At 34.4% G+C, this 18,418-nt stretch carries 8 protein-coding genes; 7 read left to right on the forward strand and 1 reads right to left on the reverse strand.

The genetic code is table 11. The annotated features are described in order from the left end of the window. Positions 1-104 precede the first annotated feature (104 nt). The 4 genes from CN925_RS00985 (at position 105) to CN925_RS01000 (ending at position 14,706) form a co-directional block, all read left to right on the forward strand. A complete protein-coding gene (locus tag CN925_RS00985) occupies positions 105-4,271 on the forward strand; it encodes a S8 family serine peptidase (RefSeq protein WP_098843900.1) in 4,167 nt (1,388 codons plus the stop codon). A gap of 475 nt (positions 4,272-4,746) precedes the next feature. Further along, the gene (locus CN925_RS00990; RefSeq protein WP_098843901.1) at positions 4,747-8,910 is read left to right on the forward strand and encodes a S8 family serine peptidase; all 4,164 of its coding nucleotides are present in this window, start codon (positions 4,747-4,749) and stop codon (positions 8,908-8,910) included. Positions 8,911-9,193: 283 nt separating this feature from the next. Further along, on the forward strand, positions 9,194-10,090 hold the full coding sequence (locus tag CN925_RS00995; protein ID WP_098843902.1) for a LysR family transcriptional regulator: 897 nt from the start codon (positions 9,194-9,196) through the stop codon (positions 10,088-10,090). Positions 10,091-10,572: 482 nt separating this feature from the next. After that, positions 10,573-14,706 (forward strand): S8 family serine peptidase, encoded by a 4,134-nt coding sequence (locus tag CN925_RS01000; protein WP_098843903.1) that lies wholly within the window; start codon positions 10,573-10,575, stop codon positions 14,704-14,706. 197 nt (positions 14,707-14,903) lie between these two features. Here the strand turns inward: CN925_RS01000 and CN925_RS01005 are convergent, their stop codons facing one another. Next, positions 14,904-15,218: a winged helix-turn-helix transcriptional regulator gene (locus tag CN925_RS01005; protein ID WP_098843904.1), complete on the reverse strand. Its 315-nt coding sequence runs from the start codon at positions 15,216-15,218 to the stop codon at positions 14,904-14,906. A 178-nt stretch (positions 15,219-15,396) separates the two neighbouring features. On the opposite strand from CN925_RS01005, the gene CN925_RS01010 reads away from it, so the two are divergent. From CN925_RS01010 to ribD, 3 genes are all read left to right on the forward strand, one after another. Then, on the forward strand, positions 15,397-16,491 hold the full coding sequence (locus CN925_RS01010; RefSeq protein WP_098843905.1) for an FAD-dependent monooxygenase: 1,095 nt from the start codon (positions 15,397-15,399) through the stop codon (positions 16,489-16,491). A gap of 69 nt (positions 16,492-16,560) precedes the next feature. Continuing rightward, positions 16,561-17,322 (forward strand): GTP cyclohydrolase II, encoded by a 762-nt coding sequence (locus CN925_RS01015; RefSeq protein WP_098843906.1) that lies wholly within the window; start codon positions 16,561-16,563, stop codon positions 17,320-17,322. Next, positions 17,315-18,412: a bifunctional diaminohydroxyphosphoribosylaminopyrimidine deaminase/5-amino-6-(5-phosphoribosylamino)uracil reductase RibD gene (gene ribD / locus CN925_RS01020; RefSeq protein ID WP_098843907.1), complete on the forward strand. Its 1,098-nt coding sequence runs from the start codon at positions 17,315-17,317 to the stop codon at positions 18,410-18,412. The genes CN925_RS01015 and ribD overlap by 8 nt, the downstream gene beginning before the upstream one ends. Positions 18,413-18,418 lie beyond the last annotated feature (6 nt).

Raw genomic sequence — 18,418 nt, forward strand, 5'->3', positions numbered from 1 at the left:
TTGTTTATTTTTTGGGAAATAAACAAATGTTTTGTCAAAGTAAGTTTATTTTTGTACTTCAATGTAGAAATCTACCTTGTTGTAAATTTTTAGGAGGAAGAAAAATGGGGAAAAAGACAGAGAAGAAGTTTTTAAAAAGCTTTACCGTTTTAGCTTTAACATCGAGCTTCATATTGGGTTCACTTGGAGAAGTATCGAATACAACAAAAGCAGCAAGCCCCAAAAAGGTTGAAGATATTTTAGCAAAACTAACTTCAGAGCAAAGAGCAGCACTTGAACAGCTTTCGACTAGTGAACAAACTGGTCTTCAAATTTCTTCAGATATTAATTTAAATTCTACAGATCAAACAAATGTCATTGTCGAGTTTGCTAATAAGCCAGCAAAAGTTGCTCAAATTGAAGCAAGCGTAGAAGGTAAATCTTTAACTGAAAAAGAAGCAGCAAAATTAGTCGATCAAGATCATGAGACATTTGCTGAAGATGTTGGTCAAGTATTAGAAAGTGGCAAAACTAAAAAAGTAGATTATACGATTAATCGCTCATATAAAAATGCCTTCAATGGTGTTTCAATGAGTCTACCAGCTAACCAAATTAAAAACTTATTAAAATCAAAAGCTGTAAAAACAGTTTGGAGTAACCAAACTTTTTCAATTGATCCTCCAAAGGAAACCAGTCAGTTAAAAGCAGATGAAGCGAATGTTGGAAACTATACACCTTATGACGCTTTAGATCGATTACATGCAGAAGGCTTGACTGGAAAAGGAATTAAAATAGGAATATTAGATACAGGGATTGACTATAACCACCCAGATTTGAAAGATGCATATAAAGGTGGATATGATTTCGTAAACAATGATAATGATCCAATGGAAACAACATACGAAGATTGGAAAAAGTCCGGCCAAGCAGAAATTCTAAGTGGCAGTGCGTACTATACAGAGCATGGTACACATGTAGCGGGAATTATTGGCGGTCGTGGAAAAGCGAATAGTGAATATAAAACTGTTGGAGCGGCTCCCGAATCAGATATTTATTCATATAAGGTACTTGGTCCATATGGTAGCGGGACGACTGATGCAATTCTTGCCGGAATTGACAGAGCAGTAAAAGACGGCATGAATGTTATTAATATGTCATTAGGTGCAACGTTAAATGACCCACTATATGCGACTTCAATTGCAGTAAACAACGCAGTTCTAAGTGGAGTAACGACAGTTGTTGCAGCAGGTAATAGTGGGGATCAAATGTATACAGTTGGTTCACCTGGTACAGCAGCTTTAGCTTTAACAGTTGGTGCATCATCTATTGCACTTGATATCTATCAATATGCAGGAGTTCAAGATGGTAAAAACTATTCTTTAAGACAATTAGCAAGAAATTATAAAGATGATTTAACAACATTAAAGGGCAAAACGTATCAGCTTGTTGATGTTGGTCTAGCCAATCCAGCAGACTTTAACGGAAAAGACTTAAACGGAAAGATTGCATTCATTAAACGTGGTTCAATTGCATTAATTGATAAAATAAAAAATGCAAAAGCAGCTGGTGCAGCTGGCGTTTTAATGTATAACGATGAAACGAATAAAGAAGAAGGTGCGATACAATCATTCCTTGGTGAATCAGTTGATGCGATTCCTGCATTCTCTGTTTCAAATGGCGATGGTAATACAATTTTAGCTGCAATTAAAGCTGGTAAAACAGATTTCAGCTTTGGCGATTTTACAAAACTTAAGACAGCTTCAGACGAATTAGCACAATTTAGTTCAAGAGGACCATCTCGAGTAAATTACGATATTAAACCTGAAGTAACTGCACCTGGCGTCTCAATTCTTTCAACAGTACCATTCTATGTAAACGATAAAAACGTTGATGGATCAAAACCAGAAGATTATAAATATGCATATGAAAGATTATCTGGAACTTCAATGGCAACACCTTATGTAGCTGGTGTGTCTGCTTTATTACTTCAATCAAATAAAGATTTAAAACCAGAAGATATTAAATCAATTCTAATGAATACAGCAGACCCACTTTCAAAAGCATATAGTGTATTTGAAGCAGGAAGTGGCCGAGTAGATGCTTTTGAAGCCATTCACTCAAATGTAGAATTAGAGGTAGTAGACAAGACACCTACGATTATTAATGGACAGCAAAAATCAATTCAAGAATTAACTGGTGGAATGAGCTTTGGTTCATTTGGATTTGATGATCAAGATATCGCTGATTCACGTACAGTTACATTAAAGAACCGTAGTGAGAAAGCAAAAACATTTAGTGTAGATGTGAAATTCCAAACTGGATTAAGAGGTTCTTTAGATGCAGCTAAAAATAATGTAACGCTAACAGGACCTACATCTGTAAAATTAAATGGAATTGGCCAAAAATCAATCAAATTTAAATTAAACATTCCAAAAACAGCAAATAAAGGAACATATGAAGGGTATATCACTTTCACGAACACTAAAGATGCAACTGAAACATATCAAATTCCATTTGGTGGACGTGTAATAAATGAAGGCATTGATTCAGTTGACGCCTTACCAATGTTTTCAACTGATACAGCATGGCCGGAAAATGCATGGCCTTTTGAATCATTTACATTTTCATTAAAATCACATATGAAAACATTGGATGTTATTTTACAAAATGCGATTACAGGTGAAGACTTAGGATTATTAGGATCATTAAGTCCAATATTATTGAATGAAAACCAAACTTATTATGTTACAAAAGGATTTACAGGAACATATTATCCATTTACTGGTGACTCTAAGAATCCGATTAGTTATCAACCAGAATTTGCACAACCAGGACGATATAAAATAAAGATGGTTGGATCAAATGAACATGGTAAAACATTTACAAAATCTTCTGAGTTCATTTATGACCAAGGTGCACCAACGATGACTTCTAGCTTTGATTCATTAGATCAAAAAGTAATTGAAACGAATGACAGTCAATTTGATTCAAATGGACAATTTTTATATGACTTTAACATTAACTTAAATGATTCTGAAACAGAAGAAGCAAGTAAGCTAGGTCTTCCAGTCGATCAATCAAACAATTCAGTTGTTACATTTTTTAATAGTTCATGGCCAAAAGCACCAATTTATACAGATAAAAATGGAAATTACTCTGATAAACTTGTCGTTAGAAAACAAGCGGCACCTTTACAAGTACAGTTTTATGGAATGGATTATGCAAGAAACACTATAGGAAATGCATTTAATATGTTAAGAGTTGTTTTTGTGGATCACAATTTACCTTATTACTATTTAAAGGCAAATAAACAAATCGTATCAAATGGAGACACAGTCAATTATAGTGTTCGTTCAAATAATGTTAAAAACTTAAAAACATCTAAAATTACAATACCAGTTGATCCAAACCTTGCTTCAATTGAGAATGTAGTAGTGAATGATGCAGTTAAGCAGTATGGTGATGCGCAAGTTTCTGTAGCGGCTGTTCAAACAGATCCGTCTAATACGAACTATACAATTACATTTACTTATTTAGGTGACAAAACATTACCAGAAGACTTACAATTATTTAATTTCGACCTTAAAACGGCTAAAAAGTTTACAGATGGACTTTATGGAGGATCTGCATTTAATTGGTTTACAATGACAGCTTCAACAATTGATCAATCAAATGTAGAGACTAATAATGTCTACTCATACATGGAAAGTATCAAATATAAACCAACGTATTCAAGATTAGAAGGGACAGTACAAGTAGAAGGGGCAATGGATTCCTCAGGTCAACCTATTTACGCTATGAATCTAAGTAAAGTTGGAGCAAATGTAACCGTTACTTCTTATGACGGCAAAACAACTGCTACTCCTTCAAGTTTAAACAAGAGTGGTCAGTATATCATTGAAGGTCTAAAAGCCGACGTAACTCCTTATACATTAACTGTTGATGTACCAGGTCATTTCACTATGAACAAACAAGTTGTATTATCCAATAATGTACGTGGTGAAGTAGTAGGAAAAAGAATTGCCTTTAATTTACCAATCGCAGCAGCAGGAGATGTAAACAAAGATAATGTGATCGATATTCTAGATGCATTAGCAGTACAAACATATTGGGGTACTAATAAAGCAACTGCAGACTTTAACTTTGATAAAGTAGTTGATAAAAAGGATATGGATTATATTGTTGAAAACTTTGGACTAAAAAATCCGACTGTATCAAGTGCGCCAAAAGCAAAAACTGCATATAAAGGCGTTACATTAGATGATGTATTAACTCAATTAGGATTACAATAATCATAGAAAAAGAGAAGTCGTTTATCGACTTCTCTTTTTCTATTCTTGGCTAATTGTAAGATCGCTAGGATTCTCAACTAAAAAGTATATAAGAAATTTCAGGAGATTTTTATAGTATAAGAATTTCTTATTTAGTTATCAATATTTCGAATTTCATTAGAATATTCTGATTATGTATACTGTATATAACAAATGGGGAAGGAGTTCGAATAGGGTCGAAATTTGATAAATTATCCGTATCTAGAGCACATCTTGTAATAGGACCTGATTGAATTCTATCAAAATATTATACTTTGTTTTCGGGATAACTGGATAAATGGGGAAGAAGTATTAATAGAAAAAAATTGTAAAAAAAAAAAATTAGAGTAAGAAAATACAGCTATGGAAATAAATTAAAAGGGGTGTTGTGTTTAACAGAGGCTTAGAGTAGTAAAAACAAACAATACAAACAACAATGGATGAGGAGAACTAGAGAATGAAGAAAAAGCAAACAAGCAAACTGCTAGTAGGCGCACTAACTGCTAGTTTCGTATTTTCACAAACTCAAATGCTTAATGTATTTGCACAAGGCCCAACTAAATTAGATAGTGCTGTAGAAAACCTTAAATCTAATGTAGAAAGCAAATTGAATCTAACAGCAGAACAACGTCAAGCTCTTAAGAACATTGACAAGTTCAATGCACGAGGACTTCATTTAACGGACGACGTGGACTTAGATAGTTCAAAAACTGTATCAGTTATCGTTGAGTTCAACAACAAACCAAAGAAAGTCGCTATGCTTGAAGCGGCTGTAAATGGACAAGCCCTATCTTCTTCAAAAGCACAAAGCGATGTAGACAACGACCATGCAACATTTAAAACTGATTTAGAAAATACATTTACATCAAAATCAGACGGAACATACAAAGTGAAACGTGAATTCAAAACTGCATTCAACGGGGTATCATTACAAGTTCCTGCAAATAAACTACAAGAGTTAGTACAATCAGGAGCTGTTAAAGCAATCTATAGTAACCAAACTGTACAGTTAGACGAGCCTAAGTCTCCTAAGTCAGAATCACTTAATACTGAAGGAAGCACACATGGAATGGCAGCTGAGCGTTCTTACCTTAAAATAGACCAACTTCACAAAGAAGGGTTTACTGGTAAAGGCGTTAAAGTCGGTATCCTTGATACAGGAATTGACTACAATCACCCTGACTTAAAAGACGCATACAAAGGTGGTTATGACTTTGTTGATAATGACAATGACCCAATGGAAACAACATACGCTGATTGGGTAAAAGCTGGTAAACCACTTATTAATGGTGGTGTTGATCCATACTACACTGAACACGGAACTCACGTAGCGGGTACAATTGCAGGTCGTGCAAAAGCTGACAATAACCTTTCGACTCTAGGGGTTGCTCCTGACGCTGATATCTATGCTTATCGTGTACTTGGCCCAGGCGGTGGCGGTACGTTTGAAGGGATTATCGCTGGTATTGATCGAGCTGTTCAAGATGGCATGGATGTTATCAACCTATCTTTAGGTGCAGTTTACAATGATCCATTAACACCTCAAAGTATGGTACTTAACTATGCTGTATTAAGCGGTGTAACATCTATCGTTGCAGCAGGTAACTCTGGCGATGCAATGTACACAGTAGGAAATCCTGGTAATGCAGCTTTAGCATTAACAGTAGGTGCAAGTGATGTCCCAACAGCGATTCCAACAATGAAAGGTCACGATGACACTTTAAATTTCGATACGCAATTATTAGCAAGAGGATTCGATGACAATATTGCATCATTAGCAAATAAGACATATCAAATTGTACGTATTCCTGGATTTGGTGAATCTTACAACTATACTAACTTAGATGTTACTGGCAAAGTAGTTCTAGTTGCTCGTGGTTCAACTACAATCAATGATAAAATCTTACAAGCTAAATTAAAAGGTGCAGCGGCAATCCTGATCTACAACAATGACACAACTGGTTATATGCCATTCTATTTAGCAGAAGGTACAGACTTTATCCCTGCATTTAACTTAACAAATGCTGATGGTCTTGCATTACAATCTAAAATCTTAAGCGGTAAAACAGAATTTACTTTTAGCGACTTAGCTCAAATCACAACAAAAGGTGATGAGTTAGCAGCATTCAGTTCTCGTGGACCATCTCGAGTAACGTATGATATCAAACCAGAAGTTACAGCTCCAGGTGTAAGCGTACTATCAACTGTTCCTGGCTTTATTCATAGCCCAGATAATCCATCTGACTATAAATATGCATATGATCATATGTCAGGAACATCAATGGCAACTCCATTTGTAGCAGGTGTCGCGGCATTATTAAAAGGAGCTAATCCTAACTTACAACCAGAAGATATCAAAGCACTTTTAATGAATACAGCTGATCCATTAAGCAAGACATACTCTGTATATGAAGTTGGTGCAGGTCGAGTTGATCCAATGCAAGCCTTACACACTTCGACTGAAATCAAAGTAAAAGATAAAACACCACTTATAATTAACGGAAAATTAAAAAACTATAAAGAAATAACAAGTTCTTTAAGTTTTGGTAATGTTGCTTATACGGGCAAAGATTTGGTAAATTCTCGTGCAGTAACAATTGAGAACAACAGTTTAACACCAAAAACGTTTGATGTGAAAGTGTCATATCAAACAGACGCAAGAGGTTCTAAAGATGCAACGAAAAATGGTGTATCTGTAGACTTTGACAACTCATTTAAAGTACCTGCATACGGTAAAGTAACGAAGGATGCAATCTTAACAATTCCAAAAAAAGCTGAAAAAGGAATCTATGAAGGGTATGTAACGTACACAAATCATAGTAATCCATCTGAAACATATCGTGTTCCGTTCGGAGTTCATTATGTTGAAGAAGGAATTAAAAATGTTACTCTTTCTCGTCACTCGCTTACGAATGACCGAAATGCATTAGCAAGCATGATTATGGATCCATCTATTAATGCAACAATAACATTAAATTCTCATATGAGATATTTATACTCAATTCTTTCTGATGCAAAAACTGGTGAAGATTTAGGTATGGCGAATTCATTCGATGGAATGAATTTCCAAGAAGGGAAACCAACTTTATTCAATCCGTTCTCAGGATTCTACTATCCGTATGCTGATAGCACTCACAAAACTATTAAGAGAGTGGGAACTTTACCTAGAGAAGGTCATTACAAACTGAAAATCGTTGGCGTAAATGATGATGGTCAAGAATTTGTTAATTCACAAGATTTATTCATTGATAACACAGCTCCTGATCATTTCGATGTGAAAGTACCAGGTGAAAAAGAAGGAAGCCCATTCGTTGAATTCAAGAAAGGTGAAACAACAATTCCAGTTACAGCCTCTTTGCATGACCAAATGGTTGATCAGATGAAAGCAGTTGGTATCGATATTAATCAAGGTACAAATGGAATGCCTTATTCTTGGAACAGCAATAAAATCACTGGAACGCTAAAATTAGATGAAAACGGAAATGGTGCAGACCAAATTGCATTAACTTCACCATTCACTCAAACAATCTTTGTTGGTGGAGACCAAGCAACAAATGCGAACGCACAAAAAGTGTACTACTTTGTTCAAGATGATTATGCTTATGTATACGGTAACCCACAAGGACCAACTCGATATAATCAAATGATTACGCATTATGGAGATACAAGAACCGTTACGCTTACAGCTAATAATGTAAGCAAAGTAAAAGAAGCTAAATATAATTTAACTGCAGACTCGGTTGATACAAACATCGTGGACCTTAAATTAACTCCTGAAGCGAAAGCGTTAGGTGGTGTATTAACAACTACAACAACACCTGGAAGTAATACAAATGTTAATACTAGTGTTACTGTTACATTCGACGGAACAAAAGAAGTAACAGGAGACATTCCAATGGTTGATGTAACATTTAAAATCCAAGAACCACAAGTGGTTAAAAGAAATTCAAGCTTAAAATTTAATGGTTCACCACAATTTAAAAATGTTGATGGTGTTGTAACAAAACCTTTAGGTGTGATGGCAACGATTGTTATCTTACCGAAGTTCTCGTCAATGGGTGGATATGTCTATGCTCAAGGATTGTTAAATGCTGATGGGACATTCAATGACAGCTCTACTAGAGATTACACAGCAATGGGCATCAAGACATACGTTCAAGATAAAGACGGCAAAACTTACGCTGGAACAATGGCTAAGAACGGTCAATATCTTGTAAGCGGACTACCACTTACTCATGACGACATGGCAATTGTCTTTGATGTTCCTGGACACTTTACAACATACACTAATTTCCATGGCGCGTATGGAAACCTTGGTAATGAAGATTACGGAGTTGCTGCTTATATTGGTTCTGACGTTTATACAGCAGTAGGCGGTGACGTTAATAAAGACAACGTAATTGATATCCTAGATGCGCTTCAAATACAAACGTACTGGGGAACAAACAAGCGTAGTACAGACATCAACTGTGACGGCACAACAGATGTAAATGACTTTGCATATGTTTACTACAATTTTGGAATGGGTAACCCAACAAATCCAATTCAAAATCCAAAAGCTAAGAAAACTTATAAAGGTCAAACGTTAGACAGCATCATCGTAGAATTAGGTTTAAATTAATTTAACTGGTAACCTAAACAGCTTCAGAGTTGTTTAGGTTACTCTCCATTTTTTAACGAATGGCTAATAAGTATTGGTCAAATTATATCAGCACAATCTAGAGAATAGTAAACCCTGATAAAATATATTTTTAGAACTTTGTCTTCACGATGTAAGCCTGTTCTCAATACGCGAGAACAGGCTTTTTAATTTTTTATACCTAACATTTTGTATAATGTTAAGTACCTAATATAGAAAAATATAGTTTGTAGTATACTAATAGCGTTGATAGAAGGAGAAGAAGATGAATATCGAAAAATTAGTATATCTTATCGAAGTCGCCAAAACAGGTTCCTTTTCGATTGCATCACAAAATCTTTTTGTAAGTCAGTCTGCCATTAGTCAATCGATTATTAGTATCGAAAAGAAATTTGGTATAAAATTGTTCGAGCGTAAAAGAGGTAATCGTGCGATTCTAACGAGTGATGGAGAAGAAATTATTACGAATGTGAAAGAGATTTTTATAAAATATCAAGAACTTATCGAAAAAGTACAAATGATTAATAATAATGTGACTGGTAAGTTAAAAATATCTACCACACCAGGTTTTTTTGCAGTCCTTTTAAACCCAATTTCATCGATCAGAGATGACTATCCTAAAATCAATATCGAGATTTTTCAAAAGCCTGGACAGGATATTATTGAAGATATTTTAGAAGAACGAAGTGATATAGGCGTGTTACCATTTATAAAACATTTACTTGAAAATGATGATCGCCTAGTCTATCATAATTTATTTGAAGCAAAAATGAAATTAATGGTAAATAAAAACTCTCCATTAGCAGAAAAAACAGTTGTTACACCGCAACAAATCGTCAATGAAACAATGATTACCTATGATGGGGAATTCATTCATTGGTTTAAAAAACTTTTCTATAGTGAGTTTGGCATAATGAATGAGTTATTTACCACTACTAATACTGATACATTAAAAAAAGCGGTCGAGGAAAACTTAGGTGTGTCATTTGTACCTGCCTTCAATGGGGTTAATTACAATTTGAGTGATGATGTTATATTACTCGATATTGTAGATTACGATGCTGTCAATCTTCAATATGTATGGATCATGTCTAGTAAAAAGCATTGTTCAAGTATGATAACTGATTATATATTGAAATTAAAGGAAGAATTAAATTCTTAAGGAGAAGGGGCTGTCCTATAAGTTAGAGTAACTAGCTTATGGGTGGCCCTTTTTAATTTTAAACTGTTTTAAGAATAGCACACTGTTTCTTAAAATATATTCAAAATGACATAGTAGTATTTAATATAGATCGGCAGCATTCGATGGATCGTTGAATTGGTTGTGGTTTTAACAAATAGTTTTTTTGTTTTTGAGAGATGTAATTCATAAAATATAAGAAAAACTTATAAAGTTATTAGAAGTTTATAAACTTTACGCTCGAATATTGTCGAAATAGATCGTTTTAGTGGGTAAACATTGGATTAATCTACTACATATAACCCGATTGAGTATTTTTGGAATATTTATAATAATTAGATTAAGGAAGTGGAAATGAAGAGCGATGAATGAACGAATTTAAAGACTTATAGTATTTTAGATTCAAAATTCCTCTACTATTCTAACATCATTTTCTGTGTATCTTACTACAATGGGGGAAGAGTATGTTAAAGAGAACGAGTAAAAGTAAAATTGCAAAAAGTCTTACTGTAGCTGCTTTATCAACAAGTTTTATTTTAGGTTCTTTGGGCCACGTATCAAATGTAACAAAGGCAGAGAATGCTTCAACTGCGGAATCCATTTTAGCTAAATTAACTCCACAGCAAAGAGAGGCGTTACAAAAGATTTCAACAACTGATCAATCAGGACTTTTTCTTGAATCAAAAGTGAATCTAAACAGTGCAGAAACTGTTTCAGTAATCGTTTCTTTCAAACAGAAGCCTAAGAAGATTGCTATAATAGAAGCGGCATTAAAAGGACAAGCTTTATCGGGTGAAAAAGCAGCAAGTAATGCAAATGCAGATCATGTAAAGTTTAAATCAGATTTAGGTTCATTATTTAAATCGAAATCTGATGGTGTTTATAAAATCAAACGCGAATATAAACATGCATTTAACGGGGTAGCGTTAGAAGTCCCTGCAAATAAACTAAATGATTTAATGAAATCAACAGCTGTACAAGCGATTTATAGCGATGTAACAGTGAAATCGGAGCTTCCAGTTGAAGGGAAAGATTCCTCTACAAGTTCAACAGGTAAAGGAATGGCAGATGAGCGTTCTTACTTACAAATTGATAAATTACATCAAGAAGGCTATACAGGAAAAGGAGTAAAGGTAGCTGTACTTGATACAGGTGTTGATTATAATCATCCTGATCTTAAAGGAGCGTTTAAAGGGGGTTATGATTTTGTAAGTAATGATAATGACCCGATGGAAACAACACTTGATGATTGGGTAAAAGCTGGTAAACCTGGAGGCACTTCAGGTGCAGCAAATTATATAACAGAACATGGAACACATGTATCCGGAACAATTGTAGGGCAAGGAAAAAATGAAAGTGAAGATGCAACAACCGGTATTGCTCCCGATGCTGATTTATATGTGTACCGTGTATTAGGACCAGGTGGAAGTGGAACAACGGATAATATCATCGCAGGTATTGATCAAGCAGTTGCAGATGGAATGGACGTTATGAATCTATCATTAGGAGCTAACTATAATAATCCTTTAATTCCGGAAAGTATTGCGATTAATAATGCAGTATTAAATGGAGTAACTGCAGTAGTTGCAGCTGGTAATGCTGGAAATAAGATGTATACACTAGGATCACCTGGAACAGCAGCTTTAGCATTAACAGTAGGAGCTAGCAGTGTTCCAATTACGACACTTGGAGGAAAAGGTGCGATTGATAATGTAACTGCTTCTTTACTTTTAATGGCCAAAGGCGCTGGGGATGACATTTCAAAATTAAAAGGTGTAACGAATTCGGTTGTAGATGTAAATCTTGGAGAAGCATACTCGGGTAAAGATGTTAAAGGTAAAATTGTTCTAATGAGTCGCGGAACTTATACATTAGATTCTAAAATTGCGGTTGCTAAATCACAGGGCGCTGCAGCAGTTCTTATGTATAATGACAACCCATCTGAAGGACAAATTCCAACATTCTTAGGCGATGGTGTAAACTTCATTCCAACGTTCTCTTTATCTAACGCAGATGGACTTGCGTTAAAACAAAAGTTACAATCAGGAGCTGTTAACTTTACGTTTACTGACATAGATGAAGCGAAAACTCAAGGCGATACATTAGCAGATTTTAGTTCAAGAGGACCAGCAAGATTAACTTATGATATTAAACCGGAAATTACAGCTCCTGGTGTAAGTGTATTATCAACAGTACCAGGATTTATCAACAGTCCGAATAATCCAACTGATTATAAAAACGCATATCAACGTATGTCGGGTACATCAATGGCTACTCCATTTACAAGCGGTGTTGCAGCATTATTAAAACAAGCTAATCATAATTTGCAACCAGCAGATATTAAAGCGATTTTAATGAATACTGCAGATTCTTTAAGCAAACCATATAGCGTGTTTGAACAAGGTGCAGGAAGAATTGACCCATATAATGCAATCCACTCAACAATTGAAATTAAAGTACAAGAAAAAACACCAATGATTGTTAACGGAAGAGAAAAACAAATCAATGAAGAAACAGGGGCACTTAGCTTCGGTAATGTATCATTTAATGGAACTGATTATTCAGACGACCGTTCAGTTACTTTAATGAACAGAGGCGAAAAGACGAAAACTTTTGATGTGAAAGTTAATTTCCAATCAAACCTACGTGGTTCTAAGGATGCAGCAGCAAATGGAGTAACTGTTCAAACCTCTTCATTTGTTACAATAAAAGGAATTAGTCAAAAGAAGACGGCTATTACATTAAATATTCCAAAGACAGCTGAAAAAGGAATTTATGAGGGATATGTGGTTTATACAAACAGAGATAATCCTTCTGAAACATATCGAATTCCTTTTGGCGTACATTATGTAGAAAAAGGATTCCAAAGTATGAGTCTTACACGCCAGTCGTACTCAACTGACCGTAATAATTTAAATAACGGATTATTTTATCCATACTTGCTAGCTAATTTCTCACTAAAATCACATATGAAATCAATCGATGTCGTATTGACTGATGCAGTGACAGGTCAAGATTTAGGCGTAATGAATTCATACGATGGTGTCGCTTATGATGAAGGTACAGAGTACCAAATCGCAGCTACTGTAGGGGCGTATTATCCTTTTACAAATGACCCAACAAACCCGGTGAGCAAAAAGCCTCTATTACCAAAAGAAGGTTTATACAAAATTAAATTAATTGGATATGATGATGATGGTAAATCATATACAATCGCCCAAGATTTTTTAGTAGATAATACAATGCCAAATAAGTTTGATATTCAAGTTGACGGTGAGAAAGAAGGTAATCCATTTATAGAGTATAAGGCAGATCAAACGTCGGTACCATTTACTGCACAAATTAATGATAAATCAGTTGACCTAATGAAAGCAGCAGGTATGAAAGCTGATCAGTCTCAAAACATTATCGCTTATTACTATAATAGCCCATGGATAACTGGAACAATGAATTTAGATGAAAATGGCTTTGTAATAGATGAAATTGCAATGGATCCAAGCTCACAATTCCTATCATTTAGATTCCTTGGAGGTGACCAAGCAACGAATGCATTTGGTGATAAGCAATACATTTTCACAAAAGAAGGAACTCCATATGTTTACGGTCAACCACAAGCAAAAACAAGATCAAATCGATTGATTACAAAACCAGGTGAGACAAATACAATTACGTTAACTGCTAATAATGTCGCTAAATTGAAACAAGTAGGCTATAGTTTTACAACGAATACAGCTGATACAAACATCTTAAGTATTGCATTAAATCAAGCGGCTAAAAAACTTGGCGGACAATTAAATGTATTAACAACAAATCCTACTAGTACAACAGTTAAATCAGACGTAAATGTAATATTTGATGGGACATCTGATGTATCTGGTGATATTCCAATGGTTGATGTCACATTTAAAATTCCTGAATTAAAAGATATTGTAAATTCTAGCTTTTACAATGTGACAACTACACTTACAGATGTAGATCATACTGTCACAAAACCTTATACTTATATCGTTCCAATCGCAATTCTACCAAATATTTCAGCTGTAACGAGCTTTATCCATCCAGAAGTTTTCCAAAGAGCTGATGGTACACTTCTTCCAGTAGATTTTACTAAAATTGGAGCAAACGTAACGATCGTAGACAGTAAAGGAAAGTCATACACTGGAACAATGAATACAAGAGGGCAGTTCTACATTACTGGATTACCAGTTACTAGCGATGAATTCACAGTAATTACCGATATTCCAGGGCACTTTACTACATCTGGTAAGTTTGACAATGTGTTCAATACAATGGACGGTCTCATGTATGGTATTAAAAAAACAATTGGTACAGAAGCAGTTGATGTTGCGACTGCAGGTGATGTCAATAAAGACAATGTAATCGATATTAATGATGCAATTGCAATTGAAACATATTGGGGTACAAACAAACGCTCAGCAGATATTAATTTTGACGGGACAGTTGATGAGAAGGACTTTGCGTATGTAGAAAAGAACTTCTTAATGCAAAATACTGCTGTAAACAATGCACCAAAACCAGTTAAGAAATATAAAGGTAAAGGTTTAGCAGATATTAAGAGTGACTTAGGGATTCAATAAACTAGATGTAAATTAAGATCTTTATAGATTAGATGATAAAGGTTGTTTCATTAGTCTTAGTACTTTTGAGGCAGCCTTTTTTATCGTAATAAAAAGGGATGTCTCATAGTTAGAAATCTAATCAATGAGACATCCGCTTTATATTTATTTGAATGACAAAAAATAATTAAAAGGAGAAGCAAAAAACAAAAACATTCTTAATCGATTGTTGTCCAATCTTGCGACCATTTCATTAATTCCTTAATAACTGGTTCTAAAGCCAGTCCTTTTTCTGTCAAAGAATATTCGATTCGAACTGGTGTTTCTGGGTAAACTTCTCGTTTTACAATACCTGCTTGCTCTAAATCTTTTAGTCTTTCTGAGAGGACTCGTCCGCTAATTGGCAAAGTTGATTCGATTGTACAAAATCGTTGTGAACCAGAAAGAAGTTGAAAAATTATCAAAATTGCCCAGCGTTTACTAATTAATTCTACGCTTTTTTCAAACCGAGGGCATAATAAAGAAAAATCCATTTAAAACCACCTCACCTCTATCCATATTATAACTAAATTTGTATTAATAACAAGATTACTATACATAATTTTATTACTTGACGTAAGTTTGTTACTAAATTAAACTTACTTACATAAAGTAACTAAATAATTTTTTTAGTAAAATAAGATATGTCTTTTAAATAGGTGGCAAAACAACATGAATATGAATACAGATGTATGTATTGTAGGTGCGGGACCAGGTGGTGCACTATTAGCTTATTTGCTTGCAAAAAATAATATTTCGACTGTTCTTGTAGAACGGCATAGTGGAATTGATAAAGAATTCAGGGGAGAGCATCTAAATTCTGAAGGTGAACAACTATTAAAAAAGCATCATCTTTATGCAAAAGTTAAAGAATACGGACTACTACTAATGGATCGTGTTGAATATTGGAATAATAATAAACTAATAAAAAGTATTTTTCCATCACAAGATTCTAAACACGTAGGTATTCATGTTCCACAAAACCATTTATTAAATGTTATTTTAAAAGAAGCAAATAAATATAAAAACTTTGAACTTTTATTAGGCACACGTGTGACCAAACTAATAGAAGATCAAAATGGTCGCTACATTGGTGTTAAAGCAATTAGGAATGGAACTGAAATAACAATTAATAGTTCGGTTATAATTGGTGCTGATGGACGATTTTCAACGATCCGTAAATTAGCAAATATACAAACAGAAATCATAAAACATGGATACGATTTACTTTGGGCTAAAGTACCAAGACCTGCTAATTGGGATCCAACAGTTAGATTAACATTGATTAATAAGCAACAATTGGCTTTGTTTACTCAAGCAGGAGGGTTTATTCAAATTGGATGGAACATAGAAGAAGGTTCTTTTCCGAACTTAAGAAGTAAATCTTTCAATCCTTTTGTAAATCAATTAATCGAAGCATTTCCAGAACTGACAGAAACCGTTCAAGAAAGTATAAAATCTTGGAACGATTTTGTATTATTAAATGTTCAAAGCAGTCGCAGCAAAACATGGGTAAAAGACGGCTTAATAATAATGGGTGACGCAGCGCACACAATGAGTCCTACTGCTGCGCTTGGTGTAAATATTGCAATGAAGGATGCAGATATTTTAGCAGAAATCATACAAGAAGCTATTCAAAACAATGATACTAGTACAATAGTGTTAAAGAAATTTGAATATGCTAGACGAGGAGAAGTTGAAAGCTTACAAAAGCAGCAACTAGAACAGGAAAGTAATTTCAAACACCACTTTGATGTAACGATTTAAAAATGGACAAGTAAAAATGAAGCATATTATAACTATAGGAAATCTTGTAAGAAAACAGGAGGAAGCCTCATGATCAACGAAAAAGTAGTTTCTTTATTAAAAGAGAAAATTAATGTAATAAAAAATAATGATAAATCAATTTATTTAGTTGGACCAATTAAACTTCCAGTTAATTTAGACGGAGAAACTGTCATTTTTCAATGGTATTGTTGGCTACGCTGTGAAGATATCGAAGGGGATTTTTGCAACGATGGTTCATATAACACTGAAAAAATTATTAGTAAACTAGCTTCATCAAATTTAGCAGAAATGCAACAATCAAGCGTATTAGTTTACGGTGATTTTGAGAATTCAGAGGATGCTCTGATTCGAATGCATAGTATTTGTCATACAGGTGATATTTTTGGAAGTAAACGTTGTGATTGTGGATTCCAATTAAAAGAAGCAATGAAAATGATTTCATCGAATGAATCAGGTGCATTATTTTATTTAGCAAATCATGAAGGAAGAGGAATCGGCTTATTTAGTAAAGCGATGGCTTATGTTTTACAAGAGCAAGGATTTGATACAGTTGAAGCAAATGAAGAACTTGGTTTTGTAGATGATGCACGAAACTATGAAGATGCGATTCGAGTATTAAAAACACTTCGTTCAAAACCAGTTACTTTAATTACTAACAACCCAAGAAAATTAAATGCTCTTCAAAACTCTGGAGCTAATGTATCAGGCAGAATTCAATTATGGGGAGACAAATCAAAGTATAACGAAAAGTATTTAGAGACTAAAATCGTTCGTTCTGGTCATTTTAAAGGAGGACGTACAAATGAGTAATCATGAATTTTATATGAATTTAGCCATTCAAAATGCAATGGCTACGAAAGGTCAAACCGATCCCAATCCATTAGTAGGTTCGGTAATCGTAAATGATAATCGGATTGTTGGAATCGGTGCCCATCTAAAAGCCGGTGAACCTCATGCTGAAATTAATGCGCTAAGAATGGCAGGTGATAAAGCTGAAGGTGGAACAATCTATGTAACGCTTGAGCCATGTTCTCATCATGGACGAACTGGTCCTTGTGCAGAGGCGATTGTACGTGCAGGTTTGAAAAAAGCTGTTGTTGCTACACTTGACCCAAATCCACTAGTTGCAGGAAGAGGAATAAAAATCCTTCAAGACGCAGGAATTGAAGTCATCATCGGAGTTTGCGAAGAGCAATCGATCAAAATGAATGAAGTATTTAACAAATATATTGTTAAAAATATTCCTTTTGTCGTAATGAAATCAGCGTCTACATTAGATGGGAAGATTGCTACCCATACTTCTGATAGTAAATGGATCACTTCAGCTGAAGCCCGAAATGATGTTCATCAATTAAGAAATGAAATTGGTGCGATATTAGTTGGTGTTAACACTGTATTAAAAGATAATCCAGAATTAACAACTAGAATTCCAAATGGACGTAATCCAGTAAGAGTAATTCTAGATTCAACTTTAAAAATTCCTTTAGTTTCAAAAGTTGTTACTGATCAACAAGCAGAAACATGGATCTTCACAAGTCAAAAACACACTGAACAAAAGAGAAACGAATTAGAAAACTTAGGTGTAAAAGTATTTGTTACAAACGATTTAAATCGAGTTGATTTAAACGAAATGCTAAAAATTCTAGGTGAACAGTCAATCTCCTCTTTATTAGTAGAAGGTGGTGGAGAAGTGAATGCTTCCTTTATGAATCAAAAATTAGTGGATAAAGTGATTGTCTATTTAGCTCCTAAACTAATAGGTGGGAAAAATGCACCTACATTTTTAGAAGGTACTGGGCTAGATAAAATGGGACAAGCGATTGAACTTGAAGAGATTGAATTAACGAAAATTGGTCCCGATTATAAATTCATAGGCTATCCAAACTATACTACTTCATGAGGAAGG

The organism is Bacillus sp. AFS055030 (assembly GCF_002574545.1).
Lineage (GTDB): Bacteria > Bacillota > Bacilli > Bacillales > Bacillaceae_G > Gottfriedia.